The sequence below is a fragment of the Akkermansia muciniphila ATCC BAA-835 genome, assembly GCF_000020225.1.
GTDB lineage: Bacteria > Verrucomicrobiota > Verrucomicrobiia > Verrucomicrobiales > Akkermansiaceae > Akkermansia > Akkermansia muciniphila.
Genome location: NC_010655.1, coordinates 1,854,506 through 1,869,499, shown reverse-complemented (window position 1 = coordinate 1,869,499; position 14,994 = coordinate 1,854,506). Strand labels below are relative to the sequence as shown.

Genomic DNA, 14,994 nt, shown 5'->3' with positions numbered 1-14,994 from the left:
GACCATCATTGCCCGGCGCCTTTGACGCAGCCGGCTGCATCAAGAAATAAAATGGGGAACATAACCGGCAAAGGATGATCAGACAGCTACTGCTGCCAGCCTGGGAATCCTCTGTCATCCGCCATACCCTTTGCCACTTCGGCAAGTGCTTATCATGAGAAATTTTTATATATAAGAAAAGACTGGAACAAAGAACTCTTCATATACTCCCCCATCGGCGTAAGGCCTTCTTAGAATATTTCACGTTGACAGCAGACTCCGGTCCGGAACACTGACGTCACATCAGCAGAATTCTTTAAGCAATTAACTGTTAAACCCAATATCCAAATCACCGTCAAATGACGGCCAAGAATAAGATGGACAAATATCACGAAAAAACAGCATGCCATCCTACCAGAAAGCTCATCCCCAATTCATCACGCCGGATATTATCCCCTGCCTTTTCCATATTCTCCGCGCATCTGCCTGATTTCATCCCGAATCAAGGCGGCGCGTTCAAATTCCAAATGGGAAGCAGCCTCCTTCATTTCCGTCTCCAGCCTGGCAATGCGCTCTTCCAGACCATACCCGGCTTCATCCTCCGCTACGCGGAAGGACTCTTCATCATCCTCTGCGTACAACTTCAACTGCCCCTGTTCGGAACGGCTCACCGTCTGGGGGACAATACCGTGTTCCCGGTTGTATTTTTCCTGAATACCCCGACGGTAATCCGTCAGCTCAACCAGCCGTTTGATGGAATCCGTCATCACATCCGCAAACAAGACGCACTCTCCATTCAAATGCCGCGCGGCGCGGCCCGCCGTCTGCACCAGGGATGTCTCATTGCGCAAAAACCCCTCCTTGTCCGCATCCAGAATGCACACCAGGGAAACCTCCGGCAAATCCAGCCCTTCCCTAAGCAGGTTAATGCCTACCAGAACGTCTATCTTCCTGGCTCTCAAAGCACGTAAAATCTCCACACGCTCAATCGCATCCACATCCGCGTGAATGTAGGACACCTTCAATCCTACCCCTTTCAGGTACTCCGTCAAATCTTCCGCCGTCTTCTTGGTCAGCGTCGTGACCAGCACGCGTTCATTTTTGGCAACGCGTTCATTGCACATGGCGATCGTCTCGTCAATCTGCCCTTTCAATGGACGGATGGTAATCTTCGGCTCCAGCAGCCCGGTAGGCCGGATAATCTGCTCTACAATCAGGGGTGTAGAACGCCTGGTTGGGTCAAATTTTTCTACCGGTTCCGTGGATGGGCTGGGAGCAACGCGAATGTCCTTGGGAGAGGTAAACAAAATTCCTTTGAACCCTTCCGGAGCCTTTTCTCCGGATCTGGCGGCACGGCGCACGGGAATATACGTCTTATTATCCGCACGGCAATTTACCAGTTCAAATGGCCCCGGAGTAGCGGAAGCATACACAATCTGGTTCTGCCTTTCCATAAACTCATGGAATTTCAAAGGCCTGTTATCCAGAGCGCTGGGCAGGCGGAACCCATGCTCCACCAGAATATTTTTGCGGCTTCGGTCCCCCTCGTACATGCCTCCCAGCTGCGGCACCGCCACATGACTTTCATCAATCAGGGTCAATGAATCCTTGGGAAAGAAATCCAGCAGGGTGGATGGGGCGCTTCCGGGCAGGCGGCCGGACAAATGGCGGGAATAATTTTCAATCCCCTTGCAGAAACCCAGCTCTTCAATCAGTTCCAAATCATAATCCGTGCGCAATTTAAGCCGCTGCGCTTCCAGCAGGCGCCCATGCTTCTCAAACCAGCCTACGCGGTCCTCCAGCTCTTCCCGGATAGCCTTTAACGCCGCCGCCCGTTTCTCCGGAGCGGCCACATACTGCTTGGCCGGGAAAAAAGTGTAGCTCCCAAGCCGTTCCCTCACACGCCCGGTGGCGGAGTCAATCAAAGAAACCCGTTCCACCTCGTCGCCGAAAAACTCTACGCGGATTGCTTCACCTTCCGAATAAGCGGGAAACACCTCCACCACCTCACCGCGCACGCGGAACGTGCCGCGGGTAAAATCAAAATCCTGCCGCTCGAACAGGCGTTCCACCAGATGCTTCAAAAACACGTCCCGGTCCATGACATCCCCCTCGCGCATGCGCAGCGTCAGGTTCCTGTAATCCTCCGGAGTGGACAGGCCGTAAATGCAGGAAACGGATGCCACCACAATCACATCCCTCCGTGTCATCAGGGAATTCATGGCATTCAGGCTCAGGCGGTCCAACTCGTCATTAATGGCGGAATCCTTTTCAATGTAGGTGTCGGAACTGGCGATATACGCCTCCGGCTGGTAATAATCGAAATAGGAAACGTAGTAATCCACCGCGTTATTCGGGAAAAAACTCTTCAGCTCCGAATGAAGCTGTGCGGCAAGCGTCTTGTTGTGGGAAATCACCAGCGTGGGCCTGTTCATCCGGGCAATCAAATTCGCCATGGTGAATGTCTTGCCGCTCCCGGTCACTCCCAGGAGCCCCTGGTGCTTGTTACCCGCCTCCAGAGACTTGAGCAGTTTGCCGATGGCCTGCTCCTGGTCTCCGGAAGGCTTGAAGGAGGAATTCAACTCAAAAGACGACATACGCAATGCCGTCAGTATATTGCTCCCGCCCCGCCGGGCTAGGACAATGTTTGACAATTTTCCCCTCCTGACCCAGTATATGCGGCATGTACATTCCCACACAGGAAGAACGGTATGCAAAAAAAGGGGTTGTTTCCCTCATCCTGTGCGTTGTAGTCCCTTCCTGCCTGTATGTCTCTCTTCTGTCCAAGCAGCTGATGATGGTACGCGGGCATGAATGGGAAGCTGTCATGAAACTCTTTCTGGCATTCACCTACCCGCTGGCGGCCCTCTTCGCCATGACGGGCATTCCGTTCTTCTGGTGGTCTGTGGGCATCTCTCTGGCGGTTCATGCCGGCATCGTCGCCTGGCTGAAAACAACGCCTCTCCTGTCCCCTAAAAAAGCCGTCTGCATCGCCCTGTGCCTGGGGATGCTGGACTTTCTGTTCGTGAAACTATTTCCTTTTCCGGCACAAATCATGGGATAAGCCTGCCCGGGAAAATATTTGGGATATTCCATCCTCCGGTTCAGGACTGCTTTAACTGGCTCGAGAATTTTCTTAATTTCACGCCTCGTTGTTTGGCATCAGTATCGCCCTCCTCATACGCGAAACACTGCGCCCCGTAACCATCACCGGCGGCCAACACCGGCTTGGGATAAAACTTTCCTTTCTCCAGAACCTCCTTCACAGAATCAGCTACCAAGGATTTTCCATCCTTTACCGGCAGACAAACCAGGACGTATTCAATGCCCCCCCCTTCTAATCCGGAGTAAATGTGCCTTTGGGGAACCAGACATCCGCCCATGAATGGAAAATGCCGCCAGAAAGCAGACACCCAACAGGTCAGCTAACTTTCCTATGGGTTTCTCACCACAGGTGCTTCCCACAAGCGCGTCAAAGGTAAAAACTCCTGTTTAATCTTGAACGCCAGAGCCTGGTATGGCAGAGTGCGTCCGCCCGTTCGTTGCGCCTGTGGCGAAATTGGTAGACGCGCCAGACTTAGGATCTGGTGCCGAAAGGCGTACAGGTTCGAGTCCTGCCAGGCGCACCATTTCACAATATAGGCATATCATTAACAGTGATTACCTATATTTCTTGAGGAAAGGGGCAATGAATGCCGTCCCCAGTCCAACCAGGGCAATCAGGGAGAAAGACCACCGGAGGGAGGAAGCATGGGCAATATGACCAATGACCGGCGGCCCCATCAGGAACCCCAGAAAGCCGATGGTAGAAACGGAAGCCAGCGCCATGCTGGGAATCATTTTCCGGGATTTCCCGGCCATGCTGTAGCAGAGCGGGACAATGGAAGAGGTGCCAAAACCCACCAGCAGAAAGCCCAGCGTGGCGGACCACAGCATCGGGAACAGGACGGAGACGAGCAATCCGGAGGCAATAAGGATGCCGCTGGCGCGCAGAACCCGCACAGGCCCGAAGCGCATCACCAGGCGGTCTGCCGTAAAACGCCCCAGGGCCATGGTGCTCATGAATGCCACGTATCCCATCTGCACCAGCCCCGGACCGGGTTTTACCACGCTTTCAAAGTACACGCCGCTCCAGTCAAACATGGTTCCTTCGCTCACCATGCTTCCGAAGGCGATCAGCCCGATGACCAGTACATAAGCATCCATGCTCCGGAACATGCCGCCTCCCTGGGAGGAGGAACGCCGGGCATCCCTCGGCAGAAGAGAGGGGGAAAAAACGGCCAGAATAATCATGCATATCAGGAAAATGGCGATGAAATGCGTTTCCGCAGAAATATGCCAGTCCACCATGGCAGCTCCCAGCAAAGCTCCGAAAAAACCCGCCAGGCTCCATAAACCGTGGAACCGGGCCATGATGCTGCACTGGTACAGCCGTTCCACTCCCACTCCCTGCGTATTGACGGATATATTCGTCAGATTTGCGGCTACCCCAAAGAAAAATAACCCGGCCGCCAGTTCCCAGAAAGACCCCGCCATACCCAGGCATACAAGCACGGCAGGATAAAAGACGGATGCCGCCATCAGTATTTTCCGGCTGCCGCAACGGCCAACCAGGTAACCGGATAGCGCCATGGCGGACATCTGCCCCACCGGGACGGCAAAGAGAACGGACCCCAAGTCGGCATCGTTCAACCCCAATGCACTTTTGATGTCCGGGATGCGGGATGCCCAACTGGCGAACACCAAACCCTGAAGAAAATAAAAGGTACTGACCGACAGACGATAAACACCTTGCGTCGTTTTAGGAAGAGGCATATTCATGATGAATTTCCTGATCGCGCAAACGCTATCCCTATTCCACTCTTCTGGCAAGAGAAATCATCTTTTGTACAATATGATTTTACATGCAAACAGGCATCCGGAAAAAGGACAGGATTTACGGATATTTCTCCCCCGCCATTTTCCAAGGCAATTTTTCTTTCACATAAAAAACGCCGTATTCCTCATGGAACACGGCGTTGGTAAAAGGGAACAAAAACGGTCAACGGGGATCGTGGTGCCAGTTCAGGGCACCCTTGCCCAGCGCATACAGGTAGGCCACCAGCAAAATGCCAATGAAAATGCACATGGCCGTGAACGATTCCGGATTCATCATAATATAGTCCCGGAAATTGACGGCCCAAGGATAGAGGAATACCACTTCCAAGTCAAAAATGACAAAGAGCATGGCCACCATATAGAATTTTACAGAGAACATGGGGGCGCCTTCCCCCATGGGAATCATCCCGCATTCGTAGGGAATGTCCGCCGGTTTACGCACGGAAGAACGCTTGCCCATCAAGATACTGAGCAACAAGATCATGCCGGCCAGCCCCAAGGCGGCCGCCACCTGCACGAGCACTGAAAAAAATTCCTGATTCATGACGTCTGGCACGGGTGTACCACAGACATTGCGGAAAAGCAAAACTAAAAAGGGCAACAGCTTTCATGCTGACGGGAGGGACGGTAAAATTCCGTCTCCCGCCCTGTCAAATAGTACAAAGGCAACAGTCCCTTCCATGGGGACGCCCGGCATTTCATATCCCTGGGACTTCCTTTCTGCGGGGCTCTGTCTTCCAGGGCATCTTACGGCAAACGTCTGTTTATCACAAAACTCCGCTATCCGGTTTTAACACGCAGAATCCAGGCAGGATGCAGCCTTCCACTTCAGCATTCGGCAATGAACCGGCAACAACAGCAGCCGGCAATGGCCCAGCCATCAGAAAGCTCTCCCCTCACGGAAAGCGTACAGGAATCCCCTTCATTGCCGGGAATAACGGACTCACGCCCCCATCAAATGGGAAATCCACCTTCCGGCCGCTTCCATCAGAATAATACACCCCGCCAATATTCCGAAAAAAATTCCCGCCAATTTAAGCAGCAGAAAGCCCATTCCCAGAAAAACACCGCCAATGCAAGCGAACACGGCCATCGCCAGCATATTAAAAAAATCTGACAATAACATCAACATAACCCTGATTTTATTCCATTACCCGGCAATTAGAGACGGGGTTTCCTGCAATTCCCGGCCCTTCCCTGCGGAGAATGGGCGTCCAACATCTTTCCAAGCACCTGCATCACTCCGTTTTCCTCATTGGACGGCGCCTCAAATGCGGCCATGGAACGGATTTCCGGCACGGCATTCGCCATGGCATAACTGAAACGCGCCTGCCGCATCATTGGAGCGTCATTCATCTGATCCCCGAAAACCATCGTTTCCTCCGAAGAAATTCCCAGTTTCCTCTGAATCAATTCCAGAGCGGCCCCCTTATTGGCCCCTTTCCGGCTGATATCCATCCATTTCTCTCCGGAGACAGCCACCTGGAAGCCATGTTCCAAATGCTTCAGCCGGGGATAACTGTTTTCCCCGGCTCCCAGGAAGTCATATACTGCTATTTTCAAAAGTTTGTCTCCCCGCACGTCCAGCAGGTCCCCCACTTCTTGACAGCGTGTGTAATATTTGCGGGCCTCCCGGACGAATTCCGGCTGTTTGTCCTCAATATATGCGGAATCCCGCCCTGCGAGGACGATGCAGGTTCCTTCAATGCACCTGATCCCGGCAATCAAACCGGCTACCGTTTCATGATCCATGTCCAGAAGCAGCCATTCTTTTCTACCCGCCGCCGCATAAGCGCCATTCTCGGCAATAAACAGCATCCGGTCCGCCACGGGGGCAAAGGTCCGGAGCAATCCGTCATACTGGCGGCCGCTTGCTGCCGCAAAACGAATGCCGCGAAGCTCAAGTTCCCTAAACAAGGGAAAAAACGCAGGGTCCAATTCACCTTTTCCATTAAGCAGCGTCCCATCCATATCGGACGCAATAAGTTTGACGGAATCCATAACGCTGCCAGAATCATCGTTTATCCTTACTTCCAGGGCAAGAGCGGCTTCAGACAGCATGGAGCGGACAGCGAAAGGAAAGACCAGGAGGCCAGCAGCAAGGATACAGTTCTCTCCATCATTTTACGGGAGAATCTCCATTTCTTCCATAAGTTTCAGCTTCCTTCATTCTACCGTGAGTGCAGCAGCGGCAAATGCAAATAATTTGAAACCATCCGCACATCCGCAATATTTAGCGTATCACACCGAATTGCAAATTCGGATACAATTCAAATAATTGGAGTTAAATGATCCACGCCATAAACTCCATAATTTTTGTGAAGTCCGGCCCATGACACCATATTTTCCGTTTCCTTCGTAATTCTCTTTATCCACGAGCTTTTTTCCCAGATGAAGAGGAAAAAATTCTCCTCCGAATTTGCAATCCGCCACCCGAATTCCCACATGGTTTGCCCCGGGCATTCTTTGCTCATACTATTTTTTCATTGCCCGGAGTTATGGATTCCTGCATCATGGCCTTTCGCAGTACCCCTGCTTATGATACACATGACTTTAAGAAAGAAAACTCTCTGGTTTCTTGGAGCTTTGAGCTTTTTTGCCTCTCTTGCCGCGGCTTTCGCTGTTTTCTGGCTGAACAGGAATGATTCTTCTCCCGCGGAATGGAATTTCAACCCTATCTGGACAAAAGCGGAAAAAGAACAAATTCTGACCGCAGCGAATTTCACAGCCCATCGAAGCCCGGAACGTTTCATTTACCGCGGGCTTTCCCTCAATTCACGCCATATTGACTGGCACATGTTTTCCGAGGTTTCCATGCGCCAATATATGAAGGACGAAATCAGGGAACGGCTTCAGATGATACGGGACACGGCGGAAAGCGCAGACGGACGCTGCATCACTCCATCCCATGAAACCCTGCTGCATCTCGCCGCCGGGCTCGGAGAAGTGCAGTTGCTGAACCGCCTTTTACAGCGCCATGCGGACCCGAACGTTCAGATCATCCTGCCGCAACAGGCCTTTCCCTCCATTCCGGACTCCGAACAGGGAAATACCCCCCTGACTTACGCCTGCCAGCCAGGCATGGACGACTCCACGCCCCTGCCGGTGCATAACAGGCTCTCCTGCCTTAATCTCCTGATTCAGTACGGTGCGGATGTGAATAAACCGGGGCCGCTGGGCTGGCCGCCCCTCGTCATCACCTGTGTGGCCGGTATTGGAGGAGCACCCTATGAGGAAGCGGCCCTGTTTCTTCTGAAATGCGGTGCGGATATTTCCCTCCAGCCTGAATTGAAAGGTAAAAAAACAAGTCTGCTCACATGGGCCACGGCCGCCGGATACCCCCTGCTGGTCCGCAAGCTTTGCGAAGCCGGGTACGATCCCAATTTCCGCGGGGAAATGGCCCCGCCCCTTCTTTCCCTGAACCTGAACACTCCGAACGCCGCACTGCAAATTGCACATATTCTGCTGGAATACGGAGCGGACGTGAATGCGGCCATGCCCGCGTCCACCACCCTGCCGGAAACCGCGGGAGACACGGCCCTGCTGAACCTGTGCCGCCAGCTGGCTTTCATTGATGTGTCCTGCCTCCCTCAAATCAGGGATCTGGTCAATCTCTTCATCAAAGAGGGAGCTGACGTCAACCATCAAAACGCCGCCGGAGAAACTCCCCTCATGGCATGCTGCCGAGGCATGCTGCTGGGAGACGATTCCCTGGACCGGCTGAAACTGGGTATTGCGCGTCTTCTGCTGGACCACCACGCAAACCCATCCCTGAAAGACAAATACGGACGCACAGCCCTCCAGAGGATAGGCAACCGGTCAAACGAACATCTCCAGATGGTGCTGAAATACCTGCCGGAATTAAGCGCTCCGCCGCTTCCGAAGAAGGAAAACCATTGAATCCCGCCGCTCCTTACTTCACCCGGGCATTCACCGTATCCAGCAGAATGCCGGCATCCGGTTGGGACCCGGTGCTGATGAAATGGATATAACTGGCTCCATTGGGGGACTTATTAGCCATTTTCAACGTTCCGGCCTTCTTTCCGTCCAGAGACACCACGGCCTGCCCACCCTGCCAAAGAAGGGAAATTTCATGCCACGCGCCGGGCGTGAAAGGCACTTTTTTCATCCCCAGCAACAGATGGGGCGCAGGTTTCAGCCTGATCGGGAAGGTAAACAGGGCATAATCCTTCGTAGTGGAATCACAGGCATTAAACAGCCGGTCCGTCAGAGAGACCTGAAGGCCGGAATCATCCGCCTGCTCCCCGTCCACTACACGGAAGCGGAATTTGACCAGCCCCGTGGTCCCGTTCGGAAAGTTCCAGGTAGCTCCGCCGTTCCGGTAATCCACATTGGATTTTTCATTGACCAGTTCGGGATCATCCAGACGCTTGATTTGCAACACCTTCTTCGTGCCCCCGGACGGATCCTGAACCAACTCGGCGGAAGGCTTGCGGTTATAACTGCAATGGCCTTTTTTCTGGGGGATATAAGTGTGAATGGTCCACTGGGAATCCAAATCTTTCCCCGTCTGCGTGGCACGCGTCTTGGCCCCTACCCAGCGGCGGTCCACAATAACCAGGCGGCGGTGGTTTTTATGCTGCCCCAGGGAAATAAGGATGCGGTTTTTGTCCAGCTGCACCATTTCGCTCTGATGTTTGCCGCGGTCTTCCGGACCATCCAGCGTAGCATAGCCGGGATGGTTGCGGTGTTCGTCCAGGATAATCTCCCGGAACCCGTACCAGGTTTTGCCCTCGTCCCCGGACATAGCAATGTGGTGGGAATCACGGTTGGTGAATACATCCTCCCACGTTCCGTTGCCAGCTGTGGCGTTTTCAGGCAGAGCCATTGTATTCGTCCACAGGGAAACGATAGTTCCGTCATCCAGGCGTCCCAACGTGTTCATGGTCAGGGTGCCGAAAAAGCGGGAAGGCTCCGGTTTGCTCCACGTTTCCCCGTAATCCTTGGAAAAAGCCTGCCACGCCTGGTCCTGGGAGGTGCGGGCAAGCGCCCACAACGTACCGTCTTTCATTTCCAAAACCGTGGCTTCCACGGCATTGTTGAACCATCTGACGCCCTGGTGGGGGGGCCTGGCTTCATGTCTGGGGGAAGTAACACCGTTCCTGGATACATGCCAGGTCAGCCCCCCGTCATCGGAAATATGGAACTTGGTGCCGCCGCCCATGTTGTGGAACGGCACGATCACCCTGCGGCCCTTGTTCACAAAAACGGGGGTTCGCATGATGCCGCCCAGTTTTTTCAGGTTTTTCCTCTTTTCCGGGTCTTTCCAGTCTTCTTCCAGTTTGCCGTCATTCGTGACGGCAAGCCACTTGCCGTCCAGCCCACCCCTGGAAAGAAATACAAAGCCCCCGATAGGCTGCACACGAATGAATTCCCTGGTCAGAGGGTTGCGCACAATAGCTGGAGATTCTTTGGGAATGCCACCGTAGTTGGGAGGGTAGCCAGCCGGAGCGGCCTTCATTTCCCATGTTTTTCCGTTATCCCTGCTGACCAGGTAATCCGGTTCCTTGCGGGTACCGGAATAATGGCGTATTTCACGGGAGTCCACACGGATAAGGCCGCGCCCCGCATCAGCCGGCGGAGTGGCGACAACTTCAGGTTCCGGAACGGGTGCGGCCTTCTGTTGGGCATAACAGCAACAAAAGGAACCGGTCAACAATGCAAACAACAGGTTTTTCATAAACTAAATATCAAAGGCCGTATATTTTCCTCAACCGGGGCTTTCCCTTCAAGCAAAATCCTACCTTCCATCAGAAGACGATCATCAGGAATGCTTTCCCGCCTGCTTCCCTCCCCGGTATTTTGCATCAATCTTTTTCAGGAGTACGGCCAGTTCCTTTTCCAAAACCTCGTACCCCCTGGCATTGGGATGCACCACATCCTTCATGAATTCATTCTGCGGAGAAGCACCATCTGCGGAAAGAAGCGCCTTTCCCGGATCGGCAAAGAAAATGTCCTTTCCGTTATGCAGTTCCACCAACAGTCTGTTCGTCTGCTTCACCGGTTCCGCCAGGTTTTTCTCCTTCCGTGGGAGAACGCCCAGCAACAGGATTTTGGAAGAGGGGCACTTCCGGCGCACTAGGCGGACAAATGCCCTGATATTGTCCGCACATGCCTGCGGCGTATCCTTGCGGTGCCCCAGATTATTGGTCCCCAGCAACACAATGATGACCCGCGGAGAAATGCCGTCCAGCTCCCCGTTTTGGACACGGTAATAGGCATTATCCACATAATCAAATCCAAAGCCCATATTCGTCGCTGCATGCGGACCGAATAATTTCTCCCAGGACCCCGATCCCGTATTTTTTCCGTCCCCGGAAGGCTCCCCTCCCCAATGGTGGGTAATGCTGTCCCCTATCATCACGTATTCAGGCTTGACGGCCCGGTTTCTTTTTTTAACGGCTTCATGCCGGGCATTCCAATCATACGGGTCCCGCTGATGGGGCTCCGGCTTCAGGGTAGCGGGCAACGCGGAGGCCGGAATGGAAGGCGCAGAAAATGCCAGACTGGAACTCCCCAGCAATATGGCGAGCATGTAGGAGAGGAAATTCATAATCAAAAAGTAAAACCGGTTTTCAGTTTAAGCAAATTCTGCCGTGCATCAAGATCGCAGGCGTCACTTCCTCCGGCAGAGTAAAAAAGACCACTGCCCGTCCGGCAAATCCTGCCGCAACCACGGCCAGGCGAGCACCGTGTCCGGCCTCTTCCAAGGCGCGCTCCATTTCATCCATCCCCCGGCCTCTCCCGGAACAGGAACGCCCTCCCCCGTATTCATCTACCGGGGAGCGGGCAGCTTGCCGTACTTGTCGTCCATTTTCTTCAGCAATACGCTCAACGACTTCCCCAGTATGTCGTACCCCCTGGCACTGGGATGCAGCCCATCCTCCAGCAGCCCGGGTTTTGGGGACACTCCGTCCTCCCCCAGGAATTCCTCGCCGGGATTGGCGAAAAACACGCTGTTTCCGTCAGCCAGGCCGGATATCATTTTATTGGTTTCCCTAATCAGGGGAGCCAGCTTTTTTTCCTCCCTGGGGAGAATGCCCAGCAACAGGATTTTGGAAGAGGGGCACTTCCGGCGCGCCAGGCTCACAAAAGCCTTGAGATTGTCTGCGCAGGCCCGGGGAGCATCCTTCCGCCCGCCAAGATTATTGGTTCCCAGCAGCACGATGATGACCCGCGGAGAAATGCCGTCCAGCTCTCCCAGCTGCAAGCGGTAATAGGCATTATCCACGTAATCGGAACCAAACCCCATATTGGTTACCGCATGGGAAGAAAACAGGCTATGCCAGGCGGTTTTTCCTGTTCCGAGAGCCCTGTTGTCCCCGGAAGGCTCGCCGCCCCAGCGGTGGGTAATGCTGTCACCAAAGACGACATATTCCGGTTTGACGGTCCGGTTCCGCTCCATCACTGCTTCATGACGTTTTTTCCAGTCATACACGGCCCGCGGGTTCACCTGGGGCTTCAGCGTGGGCGGCAATTCATCAGCACAGGCCCCGGAGAAAAAAGCAACGCAAAAAACTCCCGCCAGCAATAAACAAAGGCATGCATAAGATTTCATAACGGTAAGCGTTGAGATACTGCAATAGAGATTAGGAAAGTAAAGAGAAATAATCTTCCGTCACTTTTCCGCAATCGCATGTTCCCCTCATTTTCCGCTCCGCAACGGACAGACAGGTGAAACATGCCAAAGCCAGCGCACCCGCGTTCTCTTCGCAAAGAATTAGCCTTGTTGTCCCCCGGAATTCACGATATAATTACGCGGCGCGGAGTTTTGCCGTTTCCAGCCTTTCAGGGGCTGCGGAACGTTTTTCTCCAGTCTTCTTCACTACATTCTATTTATGATCAGCATAGTAAAAGACTTGAAGGAGTCCACCGCCCTTCCGCAGGAATGGCAGGGATTCAAGCCGGGAACATGGACGGAGTCCATTGACGTACGGGATTTCATCCAGCATAACTACACGCCCTATTCCGGCAATGAAGAGTTTCTTTCCGGCCCCTCCCAGCGCACGCTTCGTTTATGGGACGAGCTGAAAGTCCTGCTGAAACGGGAAATAGACAACGGCGGCGTGCTGGATGCTGATGAAAAAGTGGTATCCTCCATCACATCCCACAAGCCCGGCTACATTGACAAGGAACTGGAAGTGGTCGTAGGCCTCCAGACGGACGCCCCCCTGAAAAGGGCCCTGATGCCCTTTGGCGGCTTGCGCATGGCCCAACAGGCCCTGGAATCCTACGGGTTCAAGATGTGCGAGAAAACCGCGGACATTTTCAAAAAGATACGCAAGACGCACAATGAAGGCGTTTTCGACGCCTACACTTCCGATATCCGGGCGGCCCGTTCCGCCGGGATTATTACCGGCCTTCCGGACGCCTATGGCCGCGGCCGCATCATCGGGGACTACCGCCGGGTGGCCCTGTACGGCACGGATAAGCTGATTGCCGAACGCCGCAAGGACCTCAAAAACCGTGAACATTCCCCCCTTACGGATGAACTGATCCGTCTGCGCGAAGAAATGAGCGAACAAATACGCGCCCTGGAAGAACTCGCCCAGCTGGGCGCCTCCTACGGCTGCGACCTCACTCGCCCCGCCGCAAACGCCCGCGAAGCCGTGCAATGGACGTACCTGGGCTACCTGGCTGCCGTGAAAGAACAGAATGGAGCGGCCATGTCCCTGGGCCGCGTTTCCACTTTCTTCGACATTTATTTCACCCGCGACCTGGAACAGGGGCTCATCACGGAAGAGGAAGTTCAGGAAATCATCGACCAGTTCGTGATGAAGCTGCGCATCGTCCGTTTCATCCGCACGCCTGATTACAATAACCTGTTCTCCGGAGACCCCACCTGGGTGACGGAATCCATCGGCGGCATGGGAGAGGACGGGCGCACCCTCGTCACCCGCAGTTCTTTCCGCATGCTGCAGACCCTGTACAACCTGGGGCCGGCTCCGGAACCGAACCTGACCGTTCTGTGGTCCCGGAACCTGCCGGAAGCCTTCAAAAGCTTCTGCGCCAAGGTTTCCATTGAAACATCCTCCGTTCAATACGAGAACGATGACCTGATGCGCCCACATTGGGGCGACGACTACGGCATCGCATGCTGCGTGTCCGCCATGCGCATCGGCAAGCAGATGCAGTTCTTCGGAGCGCGCGCCAACCTCGCCAAGTGCCTTCTCTACGCCCTGAACGGCGGCGTGGATGAACTCAAGGGCAAGCAGGTGGCCCCGCCCTCCCCCCGCTACACGGAGGAAATTCTCAACTATGATGAAGTGATGACCCTGTACGACAAGATGCAGGACTGGCTCGCCAAAACTTACATTGACGCGCTGAACATCATCCACTACATGCACGACAAATACTGCTATGAACGCATTGAAATGGCGCTGCATGATCCGGAAATTCTGCGCACGATGGCTACGGGAATCGCCGGGCTTTCCGTGGCGGCGGACTCCCTGTCCGCCATCAAGTATGCCACCGTAAAAGCCATCCGCAATGAAGAAGGGCTGATTGTGGACTTCAAGACGGAAGGGGAATTCCCCTGTTACGGGAACAATGACCCGCGCGTGGACGACATAGCATGCAGCCTGGTCAGCAATTTCATGGAAAAACTGCGCAGGCTCCACACTTACCGCAATTCCCTGCCCACCCAGTCCATCCTGACGATCACCTCCAACGTGGTGTACGGCAAAAAGACGGGCAACACGCCGGACGGCCGCCGAGCCGGGGAACCGTTCGCCCCCGGAGCCAACCCCATGCACGGAAGGGACAGGAACGGAGCCGTGGCCTCCATGCTCTCCGTAGCCAAGCTGTCCTATGACGACTCCCTGGACGGCATCTCCTACACCTTCTCCATCGTTCCTCAGGCCCTGGGCAAGGAGGAACGTGAACGTCGCGTCAAGCTCGTCTCCCTGCTGGACGCCTACTTTGCCGCTACAGGTCACCACATTAATGTGAACGTACTGGAACGGGAAACGCTTCTCGACGCCATGGATCACCCGGAAAAATACCCGCAGCTTACCATCCGCGTTTCCGGCTATGCCGTGAATTTCATCAAGCTGACCCGGGAACAGCAGCAGGAGGTCATCAACCGCACTTTCCACACCCGTTAACCCGGACTGC

General features: G+C 54.2%; 10 protein-coding genes and 1 tRNA gene. 4 read left to right on the top strand and 7 right to left on the bottom strand.

Annotated elements, in window-relative coordinates; genetic code table 11:
• Nucleotides 1-428 precede the first annotated feature (428 nt).
• The gene (locus AMUC_RS08320; RefSeq protein ID WP_012420591.1) at nucleotides 429-2,576 is read right to left on the bottom strand and encodes an excinuclease ABC subunit UvrB; all 2,148 of its coding nucleotides are present in this window, start codon (nucleotides 2,574-2,576) and stop codon (nucleotides 429-431) included.
• Nucleotides 2,577-2,662: 86 nt separating this feature from the next.
• On the opposite strand from AMUC_RS08320, the gene AMUC_RS08315 reads away from it, so the two are divergent.
• Both AMUC_RS08315 and AMUC_RS08305 read left to right on the top strand, forming a co-directional pair.
• On the top strand, nucleotides 2,663-3,043 hold the full coding sequence (locus AMUC_RS08315) for a hypothetical protein (RefSeq protein ID WP_012420590.1): 381 nt from the start codon (nucleotides 2,663-2,665) through the stop codon (nucleotides 3,041-3,043).
• 480 nt (nucleotides 3,044-3,523) lie between these two features.
• Nucleotides 3,524-3,608 (top strand) — tRNA-Leu (locus AMUC_RS08305).
• A gap of 31 nt (nucleotides 3,609-3,639) precedes the next feature.
• Here AMUC_RS08305 and AMUC_RS08300 read toward each other — a convergent pair.
• The 3 genes from AMUC_RS08300 to AMUC_RS08285 all read right to left on the bottom strand — a co-directional run bounded on the left by AMUC_RS08300 (nucleotide 3,640) and on the right by AMUC_RS08285 (nucleotide 6,858).
• Nucleotides 3,640-4,794 (bottom strand): MFS transporter, encoded by a 1,155-nt coding sequence (locus AMUC_RS08300; protein ID WP_205596313.1) that lies wholly within the window; start codon nucleotides 4,792-4,794, stop codon nucleotides 3,640-3,642.
• A gap of 226 nt (nucleotides 4,795-5,020) precedes the next feature.
• Nucleotides 5,021-5,401: an NADH-quinone oxidoreductase subunit A gene (locus AMUC_RS08295; protein ID WP_012420587.1), complete on the bottom strand. Its 381-nt coding sequence runs from the start codon at nucleotides 5,399-5,401 to the stop codon at nucleotides 5,021-5,023.
• A 617-nt stretch (nucleotides 5,402-6,018) separates the two neighbouring features.
• A complete protein-coding gene (locus AMUC_RS08285; protein ID WP_012420585.1) occupies nucleotides 6,019-6,858 on the bottom strand; it encodes a Cof-type HAD-IIB family hydrolase in 840 nt (279 codons plus the stop codon).
• A 546-nt stretch (nucleotides 6,859-7,404) separates the two neighbouring features.
• Between AMUC_RS08285 and AMUC_RS08275 the strand changes: the two genes are divergently transcribed.
• Nucleotides 7,405-8,757: an ankyrin repeat domain-containing protein gene (locus tag AMUC_RS08275; RefSeq protein WP_094137876.1), complete on the top strand. Its 1,353-nt coding sequence runs from the start codon at nucleotides 7,405-7,407 to the stop codon at nucleotides 8,755-8,757.
• Nucleotides 8,758-8,770: 13 nt separating this feature from the next.
• Here the strand turns inward: AMUC_RS08275 and AMUC_RS08270 are convergent, their stop codons facing one another.
• The 3 genes from AMUC_RS08270 to AMUC_RS08260 form a co-directional block, all read right to left on the bottom strand.
• Nucleotides 8,771-10,558, bottom strand: coding sequence for a sialidase family protein (locus tag AMUC_RS08270; RefSeq protein WP_012420583.1), 1,788 nt, complete (start codon nucleotides 10,556-10,558; stop codon nucleotides 8,771-8,773).
• 84 nt (nucleotides 10,559-10,642) lie between these two features.
• Nucleotides 10,643-11,431 carry a GDSL-type esterase/lipase family protein gene (locus AMUC_RS08265; protein ID WP_012420582.1) on the bottom strand — a complete coding sequence of 263 codons (789 nt, stop codon included), beginning with the start codon at nucleotides 11,429-11,431 and terminating at the stop codon, nucleotides 10,643-10,645.
• 222 nt (nucleotides 11,432-11,653) lie between these two features.
• Complete coding sequence (locus AMUC_RS08260; RefSeq protein WP_012420580.1) at nucleotides 11,654-12,436, bottom strand: GDSL-type esterase/lipase family protein; 783 nt, start codon at nucleotides 12,434-12,436, stop codon at nucleotides 11,654-11,656.
• A 280-nt stretch (nucleotides 12,437-12,716) separates the two neighbouring features.
• On the opposite strand from AMUC_RS08260, the gene pflB reads away from it, so the two are divergent.
• Nucleotides 12,717-14,984, top strand: a complete 2,268-nt coding sequence (gene pflB, locus AMUC_RS08255) for a formate C-acetyltransferase (RefSeq protein ID WP_012420579.1) — start codon at nucleotides 12,717-12,719, stop codon at nucleotides 14,982-14,984.
• Nucleotides 14,985-14,994 lie beyond the last annotated feature (10 nt).

Excerpts from the sequence above, each read along its gene's own strand:
- AMUC_RS08320 (WP_012420591.1), bottom strand. The coding sequence starts at position 2,576 with ATGTCGTCTTTTGAGTTGAATTCCTCCTTCAAGCCTTCCGGAGACCAG.
- AMUC_RS08315 (WP_012420590.1), top strand. The coding sequence starts at position 2,663 with ATGTACATTCCCACACAGGAAGAACGGTATGCAAAAAAAGGGGTTGTT.
- AMUC_RS08300 (WP_205596313.1), bottom strand. The coding sequence starts at position 4,794 with ATGCCTCTTCCTAAAACGACGCAAGGTGTTTATCGTCTGTCGGTCAGT.
- AMUC_RS08295 (WP_012420587.1), bottom strand. The coding sequence starts at position 5,401 with ATGAATCAGGAATTTTTTTCAGTGCTCGTGCAGGTGGCGGCCGCCTTG.
- AMUC_RS08285 (WP_012420585.1), bottom strand. The coding sequence starts at position 6,858 with ATGGATTCCGTCAAACTTATTGCGTCCGATATGGATGGGACGCTGCTT.
- AMUC_RS08275 (WP_094137876.1), top strand. The coding sequence starts at position 7,405 with ATGACTTTAAGAAAGAAAACTCTCTGGTTTCTTGGAGCTTTGAGCTTT.
- AMUC_RS08270 (WP_012420583.1), bottom strand. The coding sequence starts at position 10,558 with ATGAAAAACCTGTTGTTTGCATTGTTGACCGGTTCCTTTTGTTGCTGT.
- AMUC_RS08265 (WP_012420582.1), bottom strand. The coding sequence starts at position 11,431 with ATGAATTTCCTCTCCTACATGCTCGCCATATTGCTGGGGAGTTCCAGT.
- AMUC_RS08260 (WP_012420580.1), bottom strand. The coding sequence starts at position 12,436 with ATGAAATCTTATGCATGCCTTTGTTTATTGCTGGCGGGAGTTTTTTGC.
- pflB (WP_012420579.1), top strand. The coding sequence starts at position 12,717 with ATGATCAGCATAGTAAAAGACTTGAAGGAGTCCACCGCCCTTCCGCAG.